This window comes from Serratia sp. YC16, assembly GCF_009707615.1.
Lineage (GTDB): Bacteria > Pseudomonadota > Gammaproteobacteria > Enterobacterales > Enterobacteriaceae > Serratia > Serratia surfactantfaciens.
The window spans coordinates 1,303,090-1,323,891 of record NZ_WLYN01000001.1; the positions used below are offsets into that span (position 1 = coordinate 1,303,090).

General features: G+C 56.6%; 19 protein-coding genes and 2 tRNA genes. 10 read left to right on the top strand and 11 right to left on the bottom strand.

Translation table 11 applies throughout. From position 1 onward, the window contains the following. Positions 1–103 precede the first annotated feature (103 nt). Genes ttrA through ttrB form a run of 3 tightly spaced genes read right to left on the bottom strand, consistent with a single transcriptional unit; the run spans position 104 to position 4,927 of the window. The gene (gene ttrA, locus GKN89_RS06115; protein ID WP_154746541.1) at positions 104–3,175 is read right to left on the bottom strand and encodes a tetrathionate reductase subunit TtrA; all 3,072 of its coding nucleotides are present in this window, start codon (positions 3,173–3,175) and stop codon (positions 104–106) included. Beyond that, entirely contained in the window at positions 3,168–4,193 is a 1,026-nt protein-coding gene (ttrC, locus tag GKN89_RS06120) for a tetrathionate reductase subunit TtrC (RefSeq protein WP_154746542.1), read from the bottom strand. The genes ttrA and ttrC overlap by 8 nt, the downstream gene beginning before the upstream one ends. Next, entirely contained in the window at positions 4,190–4,927 is a 738-nt protein-coding gene (gene ttrB, locus GKN89_RS06125; RefSeq protein ID WP_154746543.1) for a tetrathionate reductase subunit TtrB, read from the bottom strand. Before ttrB ends, ttrC begins: the two co-directional genes overlap by 4 nt. Positions 4,928–5,121: 194 nt before the next feature. Here ttrB and ttrS point away from each other — a divergent pair, with 194 nt between their 5' ends. From ttrS to GKN89_RS06145, 4 genes are all read left to right on the top strand, one after another. Then, positions 5,122–6,873, top strand: coding sequence for a tetrathionate respiration histidine kinase TtrS (ttrS, locus tag GKN89_RS06130; RefSeq protein ID WP_370520174.1), 1,752 nt, complete (start codon positions 5,122–5,124; stop codon positions 6,871–6,873). Continuing rightward, entirely contained in the window at positions 6,848–7,447 is a 600-nt protein-coding gene (gene ttrR, locus GKN89_RS06135; protein ID WP_154746544.1) for a tetrathionate respiration response regulator TtrR, read from the top strand. Before ttrS ends, ttrR begins: the two co-directional genes overlap by 26 nt. A 337-nt stretch (positions 7,448–7,784) precedes the next feature. Continuing rightward, positions 7,785–8,447, top strand: coding sequence for a VUT family protein (locus GKN89_RS06140; protein ID WP_063919755.1), 663 nt, complete (start codon positions 7,785–7,787; stop codon positions 8,445–8,447). Between the two features lie 17 nt (positions 8,448–8,464). Further along, entirely contained in the window at positions 8,465–9,196 is a 732-nt protein-coding gene (locus GKN89_RS06145) for a metallophosphoesterase (protein ID WP_154746545.1), read from the top strand. Here GKN89_RS06145 and GKN89_RS06150 read toward each other — a convergent pair. Then, entirely contained in the window at positions 9,189–9,677 is a 489-nt protein-coding gene (locus GKN89_RS06150; protein WP_154746546.1) for a hypothetical protein, read from the bottom strand. The genes GKN89_RS06145 and GKN89_RS06150 overlap by 8 nt on opposite strands. After that, entirely contained in the window at positions 9,678–10,331 is a 654-nt protein-coding gene (locus tag GKN89_RS06155; RefSeq protein WP_154746547.1) for a helix-turn-helix domain-containing protein, read from the bottom strand. Between the two features lie 661 nt (positions 10,332–10,992). Between GKN89_RS06155 and GKN89_RS06160 the strand changes: the two genes are divergently transcribed. After that, positions 10,993–11,235, top strand: coding sequence for a DinI family protein (locus tag GKN89_RS06160; protein WP_047574299.1), 243 nt, complete (start codon positions 10,993–10,995; stop codon positions 11,233–11,235). Positions 11,236–11,470: 235 nt separating this feature from the next. Here the strand turns inward: GKN89_RS06160 and GKN89_RS06165 are convergent. From GKN89_RS06165 to GKN89_RS06180, 4 genes are all read right to left on the bottom strand, one after another. Continuing rightward, positions 11,471–11,546: transfer RNA gene (locus GKN89_RS06165), tRNA-Thr, on the bottom strand. A 6-nt stretch (positions 11,547–11,552) separates the two neighbouring features. Further along, a tRNA-Ser gene (locus GKN89_RS06170) sits at positions 11,553–11,640 on the bottom strand. Positions 11,641–11,797: 157 nt separating this feature from the next. Beyond that, positions 11,798–12,127 (bottom strand): osmotically-inducible lipoprotein OsmE, encoded by a 330-nt coding sequence (gene osmE / locus GKN89_RS06175; RefSeq protein ID WP_019453681.1) that lies wholly within the window; start codon positions 12,125–12,127, stop codon positions 11,798–11,800. 127 nt (positions 12,128–12,254) lie between these two features. Continuing rightward, positions 12,255–12,722, bottom strand: coding sequence for a nuclear transport factor 2 family protein (locus GKN89_RS06180; RefSeq protein ID WP_154746548.1), 468 nt, complete (start codon positions 12,720–12,722; stop codon positions 12,255–12,257). 107 nt (positions 12,723–12,829) lie between these two features. On the opposite strand from GKN89_RS06180, the gene GKN89_RS06185 reads away from it, so the two are divergent. Then, positions 12,830–13,408: a TetR/AcrR family transcriptional regulator gene (locus GKN89_RS06185; RefSeq protein ID WP_154746549.1), complete on the top strand. Its 579-nt coding sequence runs from the start codon at positions 12,830–12,832 to the stop codon at positions 13,406–13,408. On the opposite strand, the gene GKN89_RS06190 is transcribed toward GKN89_RS06185, so the two are convergent. Beyond that, complete coding sequence (locus tag GKN89_RS06190) at positions 13,402–13,818, bottom strand: VOC family protein (protein WP_019453684.1); 417 nt, start codon at positions 13,816–13,818, stop codon at positions 13,402–13,404. The genes GKN89_RS06185 and GKN89_RS06190 overlap by 7 nt on opposite strands. Before the next feature lie 153 nt (positions 13,819–13,971). After that, positions 13,972–15,102 carry a porin OmpC gene (gene ompC / locus GKN89_RS06195; protein ID WP_025160179.1) on the bottom strand — a complete coding sequence of 377 codons (1,131 nt, stop codon included), beginning with the start codon at positions 15,100–15,102 and terminating at the stop codon, positions 13,972–13,974. A 697-nt stretch (positions 15,103–15,799) separates the two neighbouring features. Between ompC and GKN89_RS06200 the strand changes: the two genes are divergently transcribed. Genes GKN89_RS06200 through rcsB form a run of 4 tightly spaced genes read left to right on the top strand, consistent with a single transcriptional unit; the run spans position 15,800 to position 20,782 of the window. Further along, on the top strand, positions 15,800–16,207 hold the full coding sequence (locus GKN89_RS06200) for a DUF4186 domain-containing protein (RefSeq protein WP_154746550.1): 408 nt from the start codon (positions 15,800–15,802) through the stop codon (positions 16,205–16,207). A gap of 54 nt (positions 16,208–16,261) precedes the next feature. Next, a complete protein-coding gene (locus GKN89_RS06205) occupies positions 16,262–17,416 on the top strand; it encodes an MFS transporter (RefSeq protein WP_063919770.1) in 1,155 nt (384 codons plus the stop codon). Positions 17,417–17,436: 20 nt separating this feature from the next. Continuing rightward, positions 17,437–20,139 carry a phosphotransferase RcsD gene (rcsD, locus tag GKN89_RS06210; RefSeq protein ID WP_154746551.1) on the top strand — a complete coding sequence of 901 codons (2,703 nt, stop codon included), beginning with the start codon at positions 17,437–17,439 and terminating at the stop codon, positions 20,137–20,139. Beyond that, positions 20,132–20,782, top strand: a complete 651-nt coding sequence (gene rcsB / locus GKN89_RS06215; RefSeq protein WP_019453689.1) for a response regulator transcription factor RcsB — start codon at positions 20,132–20,134, stop codon at positions 20,780–20,782. The genes rcsD and rcsB overlap by 8 nt, the downstream gene beginning before the upstream one ends. Positions 20,783–20,802: the final 20 nt, after the last annotated feature.

A 20,802-nucleotide genomic window follows, 5' to 3' on the forward strand; every position in this document is an offset into this window, starting at 1 on the left:
ACCCATAAAAAAATCCATAACACAGGCATGACGTTCAGTTTTGGGTTAAAGAATAGAATTAACTATAAATTAACCCTCGCTAATTCAGTTTTTCGCCTGCCGTTTACGCGGGCAGTTTAACGATCGCCGCCGGGATGCCCTGCCGCACCGCCGCGCCGGTCACCCAATCCAGCCAAGTATTCGGCACTTCGCGCGTCGGATCGGCAAACCCCAGATCGTTGAGGTTGATGCCGGCGGCGATGCGCTCATCCATCGCCAGCGGCTCACCGTCCAGATAGTGCTGGCTGGCCCCCATCTCGCGGTGACCGTAGCCGTGTTCCACCGCAATCACGCCGGGCATCACGCCCGCCAGTAAACTGATCTGCGCCTCCCGGCTGCCGCCCGGCGTGCTGATGCGCACCCGGTCGCCGTGTTGAATGCCGAAATGCGCCCCATCCGCCGGGTTTAACGCCACCAGGTTCACCGGTTTCACGTCGTGCAGGCGCCGGATCACCGCAGTGGAGCTGCTCATCACATTGGATTTGAAGGACATCAGGCGCAGTGGCCACTGCCGTTGCGGGTAGAGTTCTTCCACCGCGCGGCCATCCGACAAACGCGCCGGATAGCAGGTTGGGCAGCCGCTGAAACGCTCGCCGGTGATCGCATGCCGGTGCTTCGCCACTTCCGCGTTCCAGATCTGCAGCGGTTTCTCCCAGCGATTGCCCACGCTGCCGTCGCGGCGGCCGCTGTCATGAGCGGCGAACCGGCCGCCGCGGCTGTAGATAAACGCTACGCGGTCGATTTCATCGGCGCGCAGCGTCTGCGCCAGCTGCGGCAACAAGCGATCGACGCCGCTTAGCGCCAGCTCTTCCGCCCTCGCAGCCGGCACCGGCGCCTTGCCGGCAAACGCGACGTTGGCGGCGGCGCGCAGATAATAATCCTCGGCGCGGTTGAGCGGCAGCAGCCCTCCCTGGCCGTCGCCGATCGCCCGATCGCCGAAGCCCGGCAACGCCAGGCGTTTGGCGACGGCGATGCAAAACGCCTCCATGGAGATCGGTTGCCCTTGCGCCGTTTTAGCGGTCGCCGGCGTCACTATCGGCCAGCGCGCGGTGGTGGCCTTGCTGGCGACGCCGCCCCAGGGAGCGCTAAATCCCCAACTCTCAAAGTTATGGGTATCCGGGATGATATAGTCGGCCAACGCCGTCGTTTCATTGATAAACGCATCGATAGCGATAAACAGCGGCAAACGCGCCGGATCTTTGAGCCGTTCCTCCGCTACGCCGCGCAAACCGGCGATACCGTACAAGGGATTGGTCATGTTCGAGATCCAGGCTTTCAGCCCGTAGGGATACCCCGCCAACGCCGAGGTCAGCAGCTCGGTCAACTGCCCGGCGACGAACGGATACCAGGGCGCTTTGGCCGGCCAGGGCGAAATGCCCGCCGCCACTTTTTCGCGATATTCGTCCGAGGCTTCATAGGCAGCCTTGCTGCGCGCGATATTCAGCCCCTTTGGTTTCACCAGACCGGGAAACTCAGCCAGGTTATAGCGTGGCCCTTCGGCGAAGCCGTTAAATTTACCGCCGCCGACGAACACCCCGCCCGCCAGGCTCAGATTGCCGATCAGCACATTGAGCATCATCACCGACCAGGTATTATAAAACCCGTTTGCCGCCATCATCCCGCCATGAGCGATCACCGCCGCCTTGCGCCCATGGGCGGTAAAAGCCTCGGCCAGCGCCGCAATGCGCGCCACCGGCACGCCGCATTCTCGGCTGTACGCCTCTGGCGAAAGCTTGTCGGCAGCCTCTTTCAAACACTGAAAGCCGCTCTTCACCGCCACCTGCGCACCGTCGTGCAGCGTCACCCTGCGCGTGACCCACAGCTCAGCGCTGTCGCACGTCTCGGCCGCCACCAGCTCGCCTGCACCGTTGACCACCAGCGGCGATGCCGACCCTGCGCCGTTCAGATGGGCGAGCGTCAGATGTTGGCCCGCCAACGGATGCTCGCTCTCGGCGATCACCAGATGCGTGGCGTTGGTCCAGCTCTTCTCGCCGGCGCGTTGCATGGCAACCTCTGACGGGATGGCGAGATAGTCGGCTTGATAGCGCCGGTTGTCGAGGATCCAACGGATCATCGCCATCGCCAGCGCCGAGTCGGTGCCCGGCAACACCGGGATCCAATGACCATGATCGTCCGCCAACGTAGTGGTCAGCGGCAGCGCCGGCGCCACCACCGCATAGCGGAACTCGCTGCGCAGCCTGGCGCTAGCCAGTTGCCGGGCCTGGCGCTTGAACGGGTTGCCGGACTGCGCCGGTGAGGTGCCCATAAACAACGCGAATTCAACCTGTTCCCAGTCTGGTTTCACGTGTGGGTTCTTATCCAGATCGTTCATCAACGCACCGGAGCCGGCGCGGTAGGCCAGCCCGCAGTAAGCGCCGTGCGCGCCGAAATTCTTGCTGCCAAAGCTGTTCTGGGCGAAGCGCCGCAGGAAGCTATCGCGCCCGTCGTCACCGGCGTTGGTCACCAGCAGCTGATTGGCTTTCGGCCCCAGCCCCGGCTGCCGGGCGTCGATCGGCGTTTCCAGATCGCGGATCGCCCGCAGACCGTCCACCGGTCCTTCGCCGAACAGATCGCCGCCCTCCACCACTTCCTCGATCAGCTGCTCAAAACTGATGCGCTGCCACTTGCCTTCGCCGCGTTTGCCGACGCGCTTCATCGGCTCCAGTACGCGCAGCGGACTGTAAAGGCCCTCCAGCAGCGTGGCGCCGCGCGCACAGGCGGTGGAACGGGCATCGAGACCGCTTTCGCCACCCAGCTGCGCCAGCGCTTCCTGCAGCGGCAAGGCGGAATCGACGTGCTGCTCCTGAGACAGCGGATGATAAGGGTTGCCGGCAATGCGCAGCACCCGGTCGGTCTGCCGATCCACCCTCACCCGCACGCCGCACTGCGTCCAACAGCCGAAACATTGGGTCATCGAGATGGCCTGCTGCGGATTGCTTTGCCATTCCGGCGCCGCCCGCCCTTCGGGCGGCAGAGAGTTGCCGTTGATGCGATCCCGCGTCACGCGCCCAGAGGTGCCGTGGATCAAGCCGTCGATCGCCCGTTTGGCGACCTCGCGATAGCTCAGGCCAAAGGCGGACAACCCGCCGAAGGCCAGGCCCACTTTCAACCACTGACGCCGGGTGAGTTTAGCCATGTTGTTTTCTCCGCAGTAAAAACGCCTGTGCTTCACGCACCATGATCATTAACGCCAGCCACAACCCAAAGGTGCCGACGATCGCCAGCAAGCCATCGGTGCCCAGCGGCAGGCTGTAGGGGGAATAAGACGCGTTGTATTTCGGGATGGTTTGCACCTCGATCAACAGCGTCCAGCGCATCAGCCAACTCAGCCCCAGAGCACCGGCCACCAGCAGCGGCACACCGCCGCGCGGCAAGCGCCGATAGGCGCCCCAGGCGGCGCACGCCAGCGTCAGCCCCCATAACGCGATCCATCCGGCGGCATAATGGCGCGCTATCGCCTGCGTCCGCAGCCAGTGGCGTACCGCCGCGCCGGATAACGTATCGCCGCACACCCACAACAGAATCGCCCCGCCGAGCAGCAACAGCGTCAGCAGCATTCCACGCGCCAGCGGCGCCTGCAGACCGGGCCGTTCGCGCATCGCCAGCAGCAACAAGGCCAAGAGCGCCTGCAGCGCGCTGAGCAACATGACGATAGGAAATCCGTAGCTGAACCAGATCGGGCGGGCGCGCACGACGGAAACCTCTCGCCCGGTGTACAGCAGCAGGCCGATAGCCACCAGCGCGCAGGCGGGCGCAACCCCGCGCAGCAGCGCAACCGGTCTGCCCGTCAGCCGCGTGAATTCGAGCGCGAGAAACCACAGGCCGATCAGCAGGGTAAACAGCGGCAAAAACAGCGCGCCCCACGGCATCCACGACCAGGGCGTCGGATAGGCATAGAAATGCCAGAAGCGGGCGGTTTGATGCAGGTCTGCGGTCAGCGCCAGCGGCGCGGTGATGGCGCACGTCAGCCCGATAAACAGCGCCACGCGCTCCAGGTGTGCGGCGTTCTCTCCACCGCGCCAGCGCCATGCGCAGGCCAGCAGCGCGGCGCAGGCGGCGATGCCGATAAAGAAGAAATATTGCACGGCCCACGGCAGCCAGCTAACCGCCTGCGGTTGGCTCAACACTTCTGCGATCGTCAGTTGGCGACTCATCGTCTCTCTCCCCATAAGGCGACCTGCGCCCGCCCCGGCAGCGGCGTAACGAAGGCTTCATCCAGCCCCAGATAAAACACGTGGGGCGCGGTGTGGTTTTCCGGCTTGAGAACTTTGATCTCGGCCTCATGGCGCCGCAGCATCTTGCTCAACGTGCTGTGCGGATCGTGCATGTCGCCGATGATCCGCGCGCCCCCCACGCATGACTCCACGCACGCCGGCAACAATCCCGCCTCCAGCCGGTGCACGCAGAAGGTGCATTTGTCCGCCGTTTGGGTGGCGTGATTGATAAAGCGGGCGTCGTACGGACAGGCCTGCACGCAATAGGCGCATCCGACGCAGCGTGTGTTGTCGACAACCACGATCCCGTCCTCGCGCTGGAAGGTGGCCTGTACCGGGCATACCGGCACGCAGGGCGGGTTGTCGCAGTGGTTGCACAGCCTGGGCAGCAGCACGTTGGTCGCCACCTCTTCCCCTTCGAGGCTGACCTGGTACTGGTTTACCGTGGTGCGAAACTCGCCGTGCGGCGTCTGGTTTTCAATGGCGCAGCTGACGGTACAGGCCTGGCACCCGACGCAGCGCCGCAGATCGATCAGCATCGCGTAGCGGCGGCGAGCATCCCCCTCGCGCCGCGTCGGCGCCAACGTCAGCCCGGCCTCCGCCACGGGGACCAGCGAAGCCCCCGCCGTCAATACGCCCAGCCGTTGCAAAAACTGCCGTTTACTGAAGTCCATCCGTTTCTCCCACACCCAGGGCGTCACCCCGATCACGCTATTGACGCCCGTTAGATGAATAAACAATGTCGATGATTTACAGTGTAAAAATGGCATCGAAGGCGCTCTATTGTGGTTAACCACATACCGGACCCAACGTTGATCTAAAACAAGTGGCGGCAGATAAATCGCCATCAGGAGGGGCCGTGAGGGTCGTGTTATTACTGCTGTTTTGTCTCGGCTGGGGGGCAGCGGCGCAGGCGAAGGAATGGTCGGTCGGCGTGCTGGCGATGCGAGGCGATGCGGCGACCGTGCGCGACTGGCAACCGCTGATCGACCAGCTCAACGACAGCGTCAGCGGTGAGCGCTTCCGCCTGCAGCCGCTCGATCTGGCGCAGATGCGCGAGGCGGTCAATCAGGGCAGCGTGCAGTTCGTGGTCACCAATCCGGCGCAATTCGTGCAATTGAACAGCCACTATCATCTGCGCTGGCTGGCGTCGTTGCGCGCCGCCAACGGCGATCGGGCAACGGGCAACATCATCGGCAGCGTGATTCTGGTGCGGCGCGACAGTGACGTCACGACGCCGCAGGCGCTGATGGGCAAAACGGTGGGCGCCATCGATCCGCAGGCCTTCGGCGGCTATCTGACCGGTTATAAGGCGCTCAGCGATGCCGGCATGCGGCCCGAGCGCGATTTCCATCTGCGTTTTACCGGCTTCCCTGCCGATGCCCTGCTCTATCTGCTGCGCGAACGTGCCATTCAGGCCGCCATCGTCCCGGTTTGCCTGCTGGAGAAAATGGATCGGGAAGGCCTGCTCAACCAGGCGGATTTTCGCCCGCTGCTGCAACAGGCCACGTCAGTTGACTGCGTCACCAGCACGCCGCTTTACCCCAACTGGTCGTTCGCCGCCCTGCCCGGCCTGGATAATCCGCTGGTGGATGCGGTGGCGAGAGCCTTGCTGACCGCGCCGCCGCAGTCTCCCTTCCTGTGGGGGGCGCCAGCCTCGACCAGCGAGGTGGAAGCCTTGTTGCGCGCCGTCAATCAACACCCGGAACAGCGGCTGCTGTGGCTGGATATCAAGAGCTGGCTGATCCAGCATCAGACAGCCGTCGGCCTGTCGCTCACGGTGCTGGCGCTGTTGTTCGTCAACCATATCTGGATAGCGCTGCTGGTACGCCGCCGCGGGCGACAATTGCTTCATGCCGGAGAGCAACTGCGCCGACAGGAACAGGCGCTGGAAAATGCCAGGCAGCTGAACGTGCTGGGGGAGATGGCCTCCGGCTTTGCGCATGAGCTCAACCAGCCGCTGGCGGCCATTCGCCACTATGCGCAGGGGTGCCTCATCCAACTGCGCAAAACGGACGCCGGCCATCCGCTGCTGGCACCGCTGGAAAATATCGACCGGCAGGCGCAGCGCGGTGGCGAAACGATCCATAACCTGCGCCAGTGGGTGCAGCCCCCCACCGAGACGGCAGACAAGGCGAACTGGCGCCCCATCGCGGTGAATGAAACCGCCGAGCGGGTGTGGGCGCTGCTGCGCCTGACGCAGCGCTATCCCGACCTGAAGTTGTTCAACAACGTGGCGCCTTCGCTAACGCTAACCCTGCCGCCGGCGCTACTGGAACAGCTGCTGGCGAACCTGCTGCTGAATGCGGCGCAGGCCGGTGCCAACGCCATCTGGCTTTCCTCCGACGAGAACGACCGGGCGCTCGATTTGCATTTGCAGGACAACGCGGGTGGGATGAGCGCAGTCGGGCTGGAGCAGGCTTTCCGCCCCTTCAACACCACCAAAGCCGGCGGCATGGGGCTGGGGCTGGCTATTTGCCGCCGCCTGGTCCGCTATGGCGGCGGCGAGATCCTGTTAGCTAACCGCCCCGCTCCCGACAGCCGCAATGGGCTGTGCGTCACCCTGCATTTCCTATTTAACGATGAGGAAAACCATGTCGCTAATTCATCTGGTAGATGATGACGTCGCCGTCACCGACGCCTGCCATTTTTTATTGACCAACCTCGGCCATTGCGTCCACTGCTGGAATGACAGCACCGACTTTTTGGCGCAGGCTGACCTGTTGCAGACCGGAATCGTGTTGCTGGATATGCGAATGCCGAAGCTCGACGGTCACCAGACCTACGCTGAACTGCGCCGCCGCGGCAGCACGCTGGCGGTGGTGTTCCTGTCCGGCCATGGCGACGTACCGATGGCGGTAGAACAGATGAAGTACGGCGCAGTGGACTTCCTGCAAAAACCGATCGCCGCAGAGCCGTTGATCGCCGCCCTAGCACGGGCGCAGCAAGTCTCCGCCGAGACCCAACAGCGCCATGAAACTTTTGGCCGCTACCGCACGCTCACGCCGAAAGAGCGTGAGATCGCGCATCTGGTGGTGCGCGGCATGATGAACCGGGAAATGGCGGAACGGCTGAATATCGCGCTGCGCACCGTGGAGGTCCATCGCGCAAAAGTGATGGAGAAAATGCAGGCCGCCAGCCTGGCAGAATTGGTGATTCAGCTGCAAACTTTACCGCTCACGATTCAAGAATAAACGCAGAAGCCCCGCATAAAACTAGCCCTGAGTCCCTCCGCACCTGATTGACACAGCGCGAACCAGGCAATATATTCATTAAGATAATTAATGAATTGTAACCAGATCGCCCCAGTCCGACGAACGGGCCATCAATGCCCCTGCACAACCCCCGCGTGGCGCTTTTGCCTTCTGGGAACCTGAGAGGTAAAGAGGACGTTTTATATTTCGAATGAAGAGAAATGCGGGCATATGACATCGCCTGTACACGATGACGCCACTGTCGGGTCGGCTCGTGTACGCGGCAACCAGTATGGATAGTTAATAACAAAAAATATGGACTGAATAAGGAACAAAGATGCAAGGAAATCTCAAACTCTATGGTCTTTTTGTTGGCCTGACCGTAACCATAATGATCACCTGCGACACCCTGGTTTATAAAGTTTTTGATATCTATGGTTTTAAAATAACCGCTAGCGGCATTGTATTCTCCCTGTGTTTTCTGATATCTACGTTGCTTACCGAGGTTTACGGCTATAAATTATCGGTAAGAGCAATATGGATCATGGTGTTCTGCCAAAGTTTATATGTCATCATACTTAACCTCTCCGCTGTCATCCAGCCAGAAAATAACGCTATAGCGACTCACTATAACGCTTTATACCATGAATTTTGGCGCGTCATGATAGGCACCTGGGTATCCGTTCCCGTCTCATATTTTGTTAATGGCTTCATCATTTCAAAGATGAAAATTATCTTCTCCGGCAAATACTTCTTCATTCGCTATATTGCAGGCTCCATGTCTACGCAGGCCGCGCTGTTGCTGACGGCCTATCCGATTAGCCTTTCGGGCAAATACACCTTTATGGAACTGGTTAATATCATAAGCACCACCTGGTCTTATAAGGTGGTCGTCTCCATTGTATTGCTGCCGCTCGCTATCATCCTGGTAGAATGGGTTAAGAAAATAGAAAACACCGATCATTATGATTGGGGCGCATCATACAATCCTTTTAAATAATTTCAGTAAGGTAGAGCATGAAAATAATTCAGATTAGTGACATACACATTATGCCTAATGAAAGCGCGCTGGCCTCTAAGCACCTGGCTAATTTCGAAAAGGCCATTGATTTTATTAATGCCAATGCCGATCAAATAAAGGCAGACTTGATCATTGTAACAGGTGATATCTCTCATGATGGTGACATTCCCTCATATGAGCGTTTCTTTAACGTAATGAGCCGCGTTTCATTACCTTTTTATTTATTCCCAGGCAACCACGACAGTAAAAAAAATCTGAGTGATGTAGCCCGCCAACAGGGCGGTAACTATGATATAAATTCTTTTGAAGATGACGAGTGGCGCATGCTTAGCATCGACTCGGTTGTTGACAATGAAGATTTTGGCTGGGTGTCGAATCAAGCGTTAGAAACGCTTGAAGAAGCCATAATATCCAGTGAAAATAAAAAGATAGCTATTTTCTTGCACCATCACCCGCTTCCTGTCGGCACCCCCATTGTCGATAGTTGTATGTTAAACAATGCCGGCGAACTTTTGAGCCTCTGTCAACGATTGAACGTTAAGTTTATTGGTTCAGGCCATGCGCATACGCTATTTCAACGGAAAATGGGAGACACCCTGGTCTCGGTTTCCCCTGCAATTTGCTCGCAATGGAAAAACGGCACAAGCGAAGTCAGCAGCATAGACAATACGGCTTTCAGCGTGATTACGTTCGATGAACATATTCACGTCGAGCCATGGTTCATTTAATCAACGTCAGTATCGTTTTTTTAGGCTTGTCACCTTTCTTTGCGTTTTGCAAGGAGGCGGAGATTTCTCTGCCTTCTTTTACTCCGGCATAAAATGCTATTTTTGTCGCATCTAAAGATTCGGTTTTATCGACCAGCTCACGATTTCTTAAAAAATCCTTTCCTGATATGGATATTGAATCAGCACCGTTTTTCAACGTCCACATACAGTTCCTTTTCTCCTCATGAATCGACAGTTTGGCTGAGGCAATTTTTATTTTAGACTCCGTTTCGGCGATGAAAGCAATGTCTTTAGGGTTAACATGCCTTAGAAAGTCGCCCTCAACGAGCTGCCCCCAGTTTTTTTTCACGAAGGTATGGGTGCCAAACTCTTTGAAAAGCCAATCCCCCTCGACGGTTCGCGTCACGCTGCGATCTAAAGTGTACAGATAACTGGGAGAGTATATTCTCCTTAACTTGCGGACTATTTTAAACAAATCCATTTATTTCAGCCTCTTTATCGTTTTCAATAAAACACCGATAATCGCGTAATCGCTGTAGGACTTCACACTGCTGTCTGAATCTAATGAGATGTTTGTAAACTGCAAGTCGTCATGAGAAACAAAGACCCTTCTTAAGCATATTGGGTAGTTTTTTAGCTTAACCAGGACGATATCTCCATCACAAAATGGTTCCTGAAGGGAGATGACACAATAGGTTCCACGATCCCATTCAGGTGACAACGAGTTATTCGTTATCTCCACCACAAACAGCGAATCGTCCGTAATGTCATCCACTTCTGTCGTGTAGGTATCTGATGTTGTCATCGCCTGATCCAGGAAACGCTCTATATCGCTGTAGCTAATGAGCGGTAGCGATCTAACGTTGTTATTGGCCTCTCCCGAGACTCGTAAGTCCTTGTCAGTCAGCTCCCCAACTTTCACGCTGAAAAATTCACCAATTGACGAGAGCGTAGAGATCGTCGGATTCCCGATGCCCTTTCTTAGGTTGTTGATAGTGGCAATACCGATCCCTGTTTCGATACTCAGTCTGTTGGCGTCAATCCCATGCATGCGCATGAGATAAGTCAGGTTTTCCCCTATCATTTTCAATGACATACCACTTTCTTCTGATATTTTAATGTTGTTTTGTTGCATTATAATGTTTTAAACCTATACTTTAGCGTCATTAAAGTTAATTTAAAATATTAAACCATTCAAAGGGACATGATGACAATGGCACAGGTCGAATTACATGCAAATTAAAAGATAACTATTTGTAATATAGGTAATTTTTTAACTAAGCGTTCTTACAGAAGCAAGATGGGCCACCACAACAATAATTCAAATTTCTTATGTAACCGCTTTATCTGGTTTGCATCCCATACTGCGACGAGCGTTTTGCAAGCGTGACGCCAATAACTCACATACCAACGCATCAAACATTAGCAGTGTTGTTAAAACGCAAGAAGCCTCTTCACCGTATTTACGCCACGGCAGACGAGGGAAACACCAAAACGGCGACCAGAAAGGTGGCGTCGGGCCTCCAACACCAGGGAGCGCCAGTCCGACGCCACCACCTTATGTATTGAATGAGAGAGAAATGCGCTCAGCGGGTAATGGCGATAATCTTCTGAAGATTCGACAGGCGATTACGGGTGGGGAAAAATGCGGACCATCGGCCTGGCCGGCTCAACGGCAAATTCTGCCGCCCGGCACGTAAAGATGAATGCCCATGCAAAATTCCGCATCCCCTCTTGCCAACTCGCACTCCTCAGGCCAAAATACTGTACATTAAATCAGTATTTACAGGTGGGTCATGTTTGTAGAATTGGTGTACGACAAACGCAACGTCGCTGGGCTGCCCAACGCCGCCGAGATTATTCGCAGCGAACTGGAGAAACGCGTGCATGCGTTGTTCCCGGAAGCGGAAGTGCGCGTGAAGCCGATGCAGGCCAACGGCCTGAACTCCGACGCCAGCAAAAGCGATCGCGAAAAGCTGAACCGGATGTTGGAAGAGATGTTCGAAGAAGCGGATCAGTGGCTGGTTATGGACATATAAACCCAATCTGATAGCCGGGCTCACCCACCGGCTATAATTTCCCCCGTTTACCGCACTGCTCATCCCCAGGTTCCACAGCGAATAACCCTCGGGTCAAAGGACTTGCTGCGGCGCATGCCCCCGATTATCGGTTAATACCGGCGTACTTCGAAGCGTCAATTCCTGCGGGGTACACGCTTTCCTCGTACCAGCCCCATAACAAAAAGCCCCAGCATCGCTGCTGGGGCTTCTGTCATGGTGCCGGCTACCGGAATCGAACTGGTGACCTACTGATAACAAGTCAGTTGCTCTACCTACTGAGCTAAGCCGGCTGAATTTGGCGGAAGGACAGAGATTCGAACTCTGGGAGCTGTTACACTCGACGGTTTTCAAGACCGTTGCCTTAAACCACTCGGCCATCCTTCCAATGGGCGCAGATATTAGCGATACCGTTATGAAATGTCTATCGTTTTCATGCAAAAAAATCGCATCGGCGGTACAGTTGCCTAAACTTCAGGCCTTAAACGCTTAAAAAATGAAAAGCCCCGTGAAAACGAGGCTTTTTTGTTCGGCAGAAACGCGGTTATTTCGGCTGCGAATCGTAGTCTGAACAGGTTTGATAGCCTTTGTTCATAACGTGGCCCGTATCGTTGTAGCTGACAAAATACGTCTGCACCTTGCCGTCGCGCGGCGCCACCGCATAAGTGTCGCAGGTACCCTGCGCGTGAACCAGCGTGGCGGTCGTCGACGGCGGACCGGCAATCGCCCGCACCTGCTGCTTGGTCATCCCTACTTTGACATCGCTAACCACCGGCTCGTTGACATAACTGGTTGCCCGGTCATAGGCGGTACAGCCGGCAAGAATGGAAAATACCGCCGCAGTGCCGACGGCCAACACCAACTTCTTCGTCATAGCTTGTCCTCTTGGAGTGCGTTTGTTGTCCCCTAAGTCTAGAAGCGGAAAGGCTTTTCTACAAATTCCCCTTTGTCGATCGGTGCGTTTTTTCTCACGAGCGGCCATCGCGGGCGCGACATCGGATTCAAAAACCGAAATCGCTCAGCGCCGGGACATCGTCCGGGCGCCGGCCGAGCGGCCAATGAAAACGCCGATCCTGCTCGCGGATCGGCATGTCGTTAATGCAGGCATGACGATTGATCATTAATCCATCCTGATTGAACTCCCAGTTTTCGTTACCGAAGCTGCGATACCAGTTGCCGGAATCGTCGCGCCATTCATAAGCGAAACGCACCGCAATGCGCGCGCCGTCAAACGCCCACAGTTCCTTAATCAGCCGATACTCCAGCTCTTTCGCCCACTTGCGTTGCAAAAAACCGACCACCGCCGCGTGGCCGTCGACAAATTCCGCGCGATTCCGCCAGTGAGTATCGAGCGAATACACCTGCGACACCCGCTCAGGCTCGCGGCTGTTCCACGCATCCTCCGCCAGCCGCACTTTTTCAATGGCCGAGTCGCGGGTAAAAGGCGGCAATGGGGGTTTAATGCTCATGTTCATCTCCTGGGTGAAGGCATGTAGACAACTCTGTCTACAACATTACGCTAGCGCATGTAGACAGAGTTGTCTACAATCACCCGAAAAGAGCCCGGGAGAAAATGATGACCGCCGATCTCAACGCCTTGCCCGCCCGCCAGCGCATTTTGCTGACGGCGCACGATCTGTTTTATCAGGAGGGGATCCGCGCCACCGGCATCGATCGCATCATCAAGGAATCAGGGGTGACCAAAGTGACGTTCTACCGCCACTTTCCCAGCAAGAACGACCTGATTACGGCGTTTTTGGCCTATCGCCATCAGCAGTGGCTGGACTGGTTCGGCGCATCGTTGGCGCGCCATGTGGCGCAGGCCGGCGGGCTGCTGCCGGCGCTGGCCCCCTGCCTGGCGGAATGGTTCGACGATCCGCGCTTTCGCGGCTGCGCATTTATCAATACGGCGGTGGAGATCGCCGACCTGCTGCCGGAAAGCCTGCAAATCGCCAGCCAGCATAAGCGGCAGATGACGGATGAGTTGGCGCGCCACCTGCCCGCCGGCCCACAGCGGGAACAGCACGCAGCGATGCTGGCGATGTTGATCGACGGCGCCATTGTCAGGGTGCAGATAGAGCGGCAACCACAGGCAGCGCGGCAGGTGCTGGATGCCACGCTGACAATACTGGCGCAAGGCGGCTTCGATCAGTAATTGGCCCAGATGCCCGGCGTCACCAGCTCCAACAGGTGGGCGTCGGGATCGCGAAAATAAATGCTCTCGCCGCCCTGCTCCCAACGCATCCGTCCCTCAATCTCCACGCCGTTGGCCATCAGATGCCGTTCCCAATGCAGCAGCTGTTCTTTCGCCACCGCCAGCCCGATATGCGCCGGCCCCACGCCATCGTGAGCGGGAATAAAGCCGGTCGGATACTGCGCCCCGCGCAGCGAATCACCCTCGACAAACAGCAGCAATACGCTCCGATCGCCGACGTTATAGGCGCGAAATCGCTCGTTGGCGACCATCACCGGCAGCTGCAGCACCTCTCGATAGAAAGCGTCCGCGCGCTCAATATCGCTGACGTACAACACCGTCTCGATCACTTTATCGATCTTGAGCTCCATATCACCTCCGCTCTGTTTGCTGTATTGACAGCGTAGGCCGAGGGGCGGAAACCCAAAGCGCTTCCCGTGCCGCTAACGGATCAATCCGTGCTTCTTCACAGGCAAAAAAAAGCGCGACCCGAAGGCCGCGCGATGACATTCACATGCAGAGGCTTAGAACTGGTAAACCAGGCCCACGGCAACCACGTTGTCGGTGTTGATACCGGCAGCTTGGGTGAAGTCGTTGTTGTCCAACAGGTTGATTTTGTAGTCAACATAGGTGGACATGTTTTTGTTGAAGAAGTAGGTCGCGCCCAGGTCGACGAATTTGACCAGATCTTCATCACCGTAGTCCTTGCCGTTGCCGGCGCGGCCCAGGTCTTTACCTTTGGTCTGGTTATAGCCTACGAACGGACGCAGACCGAAGTCGAACTGGTAGTGCGCGTAGGCTTCGAAGCTCTGCGCCTTGTTGGCGTAACCGAAAGCATCGCTGGTAGAGCTACCGAAACGCGCCGCGTTGTAAGACTGGGTGAACATCACAGCCAGGTAGGTATCGTTGGCGTCATATTTCAGACCGCCGGAATACCCTTCTGCTTTATCGCCGCGGCCCATGATGTTCTGGTAGCCGCCACCGCCGTTCTGCTCGCTGGTACGACGAGAGTTGAAGAAGGCGCCTGCGGCGCTGATGCCGTAGCCCATGTCATAGCTCATGGACATGCCGTAGCCTTCGCCGTTCTGACCCAGAACGTCACGACCGTTGTTGGTCTCTTCAGCGCTGCCGTTTTTACCCTGGTACTGCAGGGCGAAGTTCAGGCCGTCAACCAAACCGAAGAAGCCGTTGTTACGGTAGGTCGCCAGGCCGCTGGAGCGTTGGAACATGAACTGGTCAGCGCCGTAGGTCGAGCCGTCGAACTCAGGCTGCAAGTCGGTGTAAGCCGCGACGTCGTACAGCACGCCGGTGTTACGGCCGTAGTCGAAGGAGCCGTAGTCGCCGAATTTCAGACCGGCGAAGCCGTAACGGGTGAAGTTCTTGTTGTCCTGATTTTCAGCGTGGTTCAGGTTGGCCTGATATTCCCACTGGCCGTAACCGGTCAGCTGATCGCTGATCTGCGTTTCGCCGCGCAGGCCAAAACGCATATAAGACTGATCGCCGTCCGCACCGTTGTTGCTGGAGAAATAGTGAAGACCGTCGACTTTACCGTACAAATCCAGTTTATTACCGTCTTTGTTGTAGATTTCCGCCGCGCCTGCTGTGCCTGCAACCAGCAGTGCGGGTACCATCAGAGAGAGTACTCGAAGTTTCATCGTTATTATCCTCGTTAATTATGTCGAGCTACGGCCACTGCCCTTTTCGAGCATTATTAGCACGACTGTGCATTACCATTCTGGTAACAAGGGTTATATTAATCCAGAAAGAAAATGATACCAAGTATCCGATAGTGTTTCATTGTAATTAATAAAGGTTTCAAAATGTAAATGCGCGCGAACTTTCACAAAACCTTACAGACAAACAAAATAAAGCACTTAAAGACAAAGAATAGATTAATTGATAAAAAATCATGTAGTTATACATATCTTTAAGAAAAAAAAGCCAACCATACAATTGAACCGGGCAATAAGCACATTGTGCCAAAACGCTGTCCGCACGCAGCCGCTATAATCACTTCGCTATCATCATTATTTTCATTATTACCTTCATTACCCGAAGATAATTTCTGCATTCCTTTAACCGGCTTCTGGCCGGTTTTTTATTTTTCTTCACACTCTCCTCACAATTTCGATCCGCACAAATAGCAAGCAAATAAATAACCCCATGATATAGTTTCACTAATTTACTTCCGCACTAATTGCTAATCTTTTTCCTTATTTTAGTCTACAAATTGAGCTTGCTTTTCATTTCGTGCCTTATCCCGCCCATTATTTTCCACCGCAGGCATAATTAGCCGCGGAGTTTCACTTCTGGTAGCCTGAAAAAACCGCCCTTGCTGCGAGCAAATAGATAATGAGGCCATTTCAACCCGACGCGCTGTGGCGACGGCTGCAAAGCTCGTCTTTCCGCGCCCGCTTCCGTTTAAATACCAAGGATCAAGCCTATCTCGATGACAAAGGCTTGCCGCTGATCCTCAGCCATGCCCGTGATTTTATCGATCGCCGCCTGGCCGCCGCTCACCCCAAAAACGATGGCAGGCAGACGCCGATGCGCGGCCATCCGGTGTTCGTCGCCCAACACGCCACCGCCACCTGCTGCCGCGGCTGTCTGGAAAAATGGCACGGCATACCGCAGGGCGTCGCACTGGACGATCGGCAAAAAGACTATATTGTCCAGGCGATCAAGCTGTGGCTGGTGCGCAGCGGCGGCGCCAGAGAGGAGCCAGGCGCGAATCTTTTCGACCCGGATCGCGGATTGTGATAAAAACTGTCAGTAACTTTCGCCACTCTTTTGATCCAAGATCCTGACGCTTACATGACAGCCACCTTGTGCAATGAACAGCAAACGCCCGGCGTTCCTCAACAGATCGCCACCCGCCTGGCCTTTTTCGTCGCCGGCCTCGGCATGGCCGCCTGGGCGCCGCTGGTGCCCTTCGCCAAAGCACGTATCGGCATCGATGACGGTTCGCTCGGCCTGTTGCTGTTGTGCATCGGCGCCGGCTCCATGCTGGCGATGCCGCTGACCGGCTTCCTGACCGGAAAATTGGGCTGCCGCGCGGTGATCCTGATGGCGGGGCTGGGGCTGTGCATCGATCTGCCGTTGCTGGCGCTGATGGATTCCCTCGGCGGCATGGCCGTGGCGCTGCTGCTGTTCGGTGCGGCGATCGGCATGATCGACGTGGCGATGAACGTACAGGCGGTGATCGTCGAGCGCGCCAGCGGCAAAGCGATGATGTCCGGCTTTCACGGTTTTTTCAGCATCGGCGGCATTGCCGGCGCCGGCGGCGTCAGCGCGCTGCTGTGGCTGGGGCTGACGCCGCTGCAATCCACCCTGCTCACCGTGCTGGCGGTGATAGTGCTGCTGGCGTTCGCCAGCCGCCATCTGCTGCGTGAGAGCGGCGCCGACGACGGCGGGCCGATGTTCGTCTTGCCGCGCGGCTGGGTGATGTTTATCGGCATTTTGTGCTTTATCATGTTTCTGGCGGAAGGGTCGATGCTCGACTGGAGCGCGCTGTTTCTCACCACCTTGCGCGGCGTCGAACACAGTCAGGCCGGCCTGGGCTATGCGCTGTTCTCCATCACCATGACGCTCGGCCGGCTCAATGGCGATCGGGTGGTGAACTCGCTAGGCCGCTACCGGGTGCTGCTGCTGGGCAGCCTGTGCGCCGCTCTCGGTCTGAGCCTGGCCATCGCCTTCAATCACGCCACCGTTTCGCTGGTCGGCTTCATGCTGGTCGGCCTCGGTGCCTCGAACGTCGTGCCGATCCTGTTCAGCGCCGCAGGCAACCAGCGCGACATGCCGGCCAATCTGGCGATCGCCTCCGTCACCACCGTCGGCTATGCCGGTATTCTGGCCGGCCCGGCGCTGATCGGTTTTATCGCTCAGTTTTCCAGCCTGACGGCGGCTTTCGCCTGCGTAGCCGTTCTGCTGTTGGCGGTCACCGCCAGCGCCAGGGCCGTCACTCGCTGATTCAGGAATGCGCAGCCACTATGCAAAATAAGCAACTGACCATTAGCTCCAGCAATATCACCCGCTGCTTCCTGCTGTTTATCGTGCTGCTGACGATCGGCATCGGTCTGTATGGCTACAACTACACCAACGCCTGGTTGGCGGAAAAGAAATACACGCTGAACAGCATCGCCGGTTCGCTGCAAAAACGCATCGACACCTACCGTTACATGACTTACCAGGTCTACGACAAATTCGGCAATGCGCCGGCGCAGAATGCCGATCCCGGCTTGCAGGAGACGCGCCTGCGGCCCGACGTTTATTATGTGGAAAAGCAGCATAAGAAAACCGATGCGGTGATCTTCGGCAGTCATGACGAGAACACGCTGGCGATGATCGCCAATATCTCGGACTACCTCGACACCCGCTGGGGCGCCAAGACCGAGAACTACGCCATGTATTATCTCAATGGCCAGGACAACAGCCTCAGTCTGATCACCACCCAGCCGCTCAAAGAGCTGGCTTCGCGCTTTCGGGAAAGCTACCTGACCACCTCTGCGGACGAACGCCGCGCCGAGATGCTGCAGCAGGCCAATATGCTCGACGAACGCGAGAGCTTTTCCGATCTGCGCAAGCAACGCTTCCAGAACGCCTATTCGTTCTCGATTCGCACCACGTTCAATCAGCCGGGACATCTGGCGACGGTGATCGCCTTCGATATGCCGATCAACGATATCATTCCTGCCAATCTGGCCCGCGCCAATTTCCTGTTGCTGCCAGACAATGCCGATCTTGACGACAACGCGATTCCGACGGAAACCGCACTCGGCTCCCATACGACGATGAGCGGTGGCTGGGTCGAGTTCAGCGCCGCCTTGCCCAATGCGCCGCTGAAGGTGGTGTATCGCGTTTCGGCCATCAATCTGGCCATCGATCTGCTGCGCAACAACATCTGGCTGATCGCGGTCAATCTGTTGCTGCTGGGGCTGTCGATGTTGAGCATCTACTTTATCCGCCGCCAGTACATTCGTCCGAGCGAAAATATGGCGGTGGAGCTTGAGGCCGAGCGCGCGCTGAATCAAGAGATCATCGCCAGCCTGCCCTCCGGCCTGCTGGTTTACAGCTTCGCCAACAATACGGTGATCGCCAGCAACAAAATCGCCGAACATCTGCTGCCGCACCTCAGCCTGCAAAAAATCGCCCACATGGCCGAACAGCATCACGGGGTGATCCAGGCTACGGTCAACAACGAGGTGTATGAAATTCGCATTTTCCGCAGCCAGCTATCGCCGGACACTTACCTGTTCCTGATGCACGATCAGGATAAAGAGGTGATGGTGAACAAGCGGCTGCAGCAGGCACGACGCGAATACGACAAGAACGTTCAGGCGCGTAAGCTGATGTTGCACAACCTGGGCATCGAGCTGAACCAGCCGGTGCGCCAGATGCACGATCTGGTCGATCGCCTGCGCATCTCGTCGGGTGAAGATCAACAGCAGGCGCTGTTGGGCCAGCTGGCGGCGGAGTCGGCTTCGGTGCTGGGATTGATCGATAACATCACCCTGCTGACCCGGCTGGAAACCCAGGACTGGCAACCCACGCGCGAACCGTTCTCCCCTGCGGCAATGGTCGATGAGCTGCTGCTGGAGGCCCTGCCCGCCCTCAACCAGAAGGGATTGGCGCTGTTCAAGCATTTCCAGCTGGACGTCGAACAAAACTACATCGGCGACGCCAACGCGTTGCGCAAAGTGATCTCGCTGCTGGTGCAATACGCCATTATCACCACCGCCTGCGGCAAGATTTCCCTGGTGGTCGACCATGAGCCCGAACACCCGGACCGCCTGATTTTTCAGATCAACGACACCGGCTCCGGCATCTCCAACGAAGAGATCAGCAACCTCAACTACCCGTTCCTCAGCCAGACGCTGGTGGACCGCTTCAATCACGGTTCCGGTCTCACCTTCTTCTTGTGCAATCAGCTGTGCAAGAAGCTTAACGGCCAGTTGGACATTCGCAGCAAAGTGGATATCGGCACCCGCTATACCATTCGCGTCGCTATGGAGATGGAGAAAAAAGAGCCGCAGGATCAGGAAAAGCTGCTCGACGGCGTCACCGCCCTGCTGGACGTCACGTCGGATGAAGTGCGCGGCATCGTGACCCGCTTGCTGCAAGCCTACGGCGCCGACTGTATCGTCGCCGAAGATCGGGCGGTCAATCGCGATTATGACGTATTGCTGACCGATAACCCGCAGCGCGCCGATCATTACACGCTGTTGCTGGCGAGCGATGAACCGGGCTGGCAAGCATTGGACAAGCGCTACATTCGGGTGAACTACAACCTGAACGGCGCTTTAATCGACGCCGTGCTGATGCTGATCGAACAGCAAATGGCCGCGCTGGAGCAGGAAGAAAGCCCGCTGTCATTGAGCTCAGAAGATATCCAACTCTATGAAAAACAATTGAAATCAAGTGATTACTATGGGCTGTTTGTCGATACAGTACCCGACGATGTCAAAAAACTGTATACTGAGGCGGGCAGCAGTGATTTCAATGCGCTGTCACAAACCGCACACCGCCTGAAAGGCGTGTTTGCCATGTTAAATCTGCTTCCCGGCAAGCAGCTGTGCGAATCGTTAGAACAGCGCATCGCAGAAGGTGATGCGCCCGAGATCGAGAATAACATCAGTCAGATTGATTTTTTCGTCAGCAGACTGCTGAAGCAAGGTAGCCAACAACATGAATAACCTGAACGTAATTATTGCTGATGACCATCCTATCGTACTGTTTGGCATCCGGAAGTCGCTTGAGCAAATTGAATGGGTGAATGTCGTTGGGGAGTTCGAAGACTCAACCGCACTGATCAACAATCTGTCCAAGCTGGACGCCAACGTGCTGATCACCGATCTGTCGATGCCGGGTGACAAGTATGGCGACGGCATCACGCTGATTAAGTACATCAAGCGCCACTATCCGCAGTTGTCGATCATCGTGCTGACCATGAACAACAACCCGGCGATCCTGAGCGCGGTACTGGATCTGGATATCGAAGGCATCGTGCTGAAACAAGGCGCGCCGACCGATCTGCCGAAGGCGCTGGCCGCCCTGCAGAAAGGCAAGAAATTCACGCCGGAAAGCGTCTCTAAACTGCTGGAGAAAATCAGCGCCAGCGGCTATGGCGACAAACGTCTGTCGCCGAAAGAGAGTGAAGTGTTGCGTCTGTTCGCCGAAGGTTTCCTGGTGACCGAAATCGCCAAGAAACTCAACCGCAGCATCAAAACCATCAGCAGCCAGAAGAAATCGGCGATGATGAAGCTGGGCGTCGAAAACGACATCGCCCTGCTCAACTACCTCTCCTCCGTCAGCATGACGCCGCTGGACAAAGAGTAACCCTCGCCTCACGGCAGGTT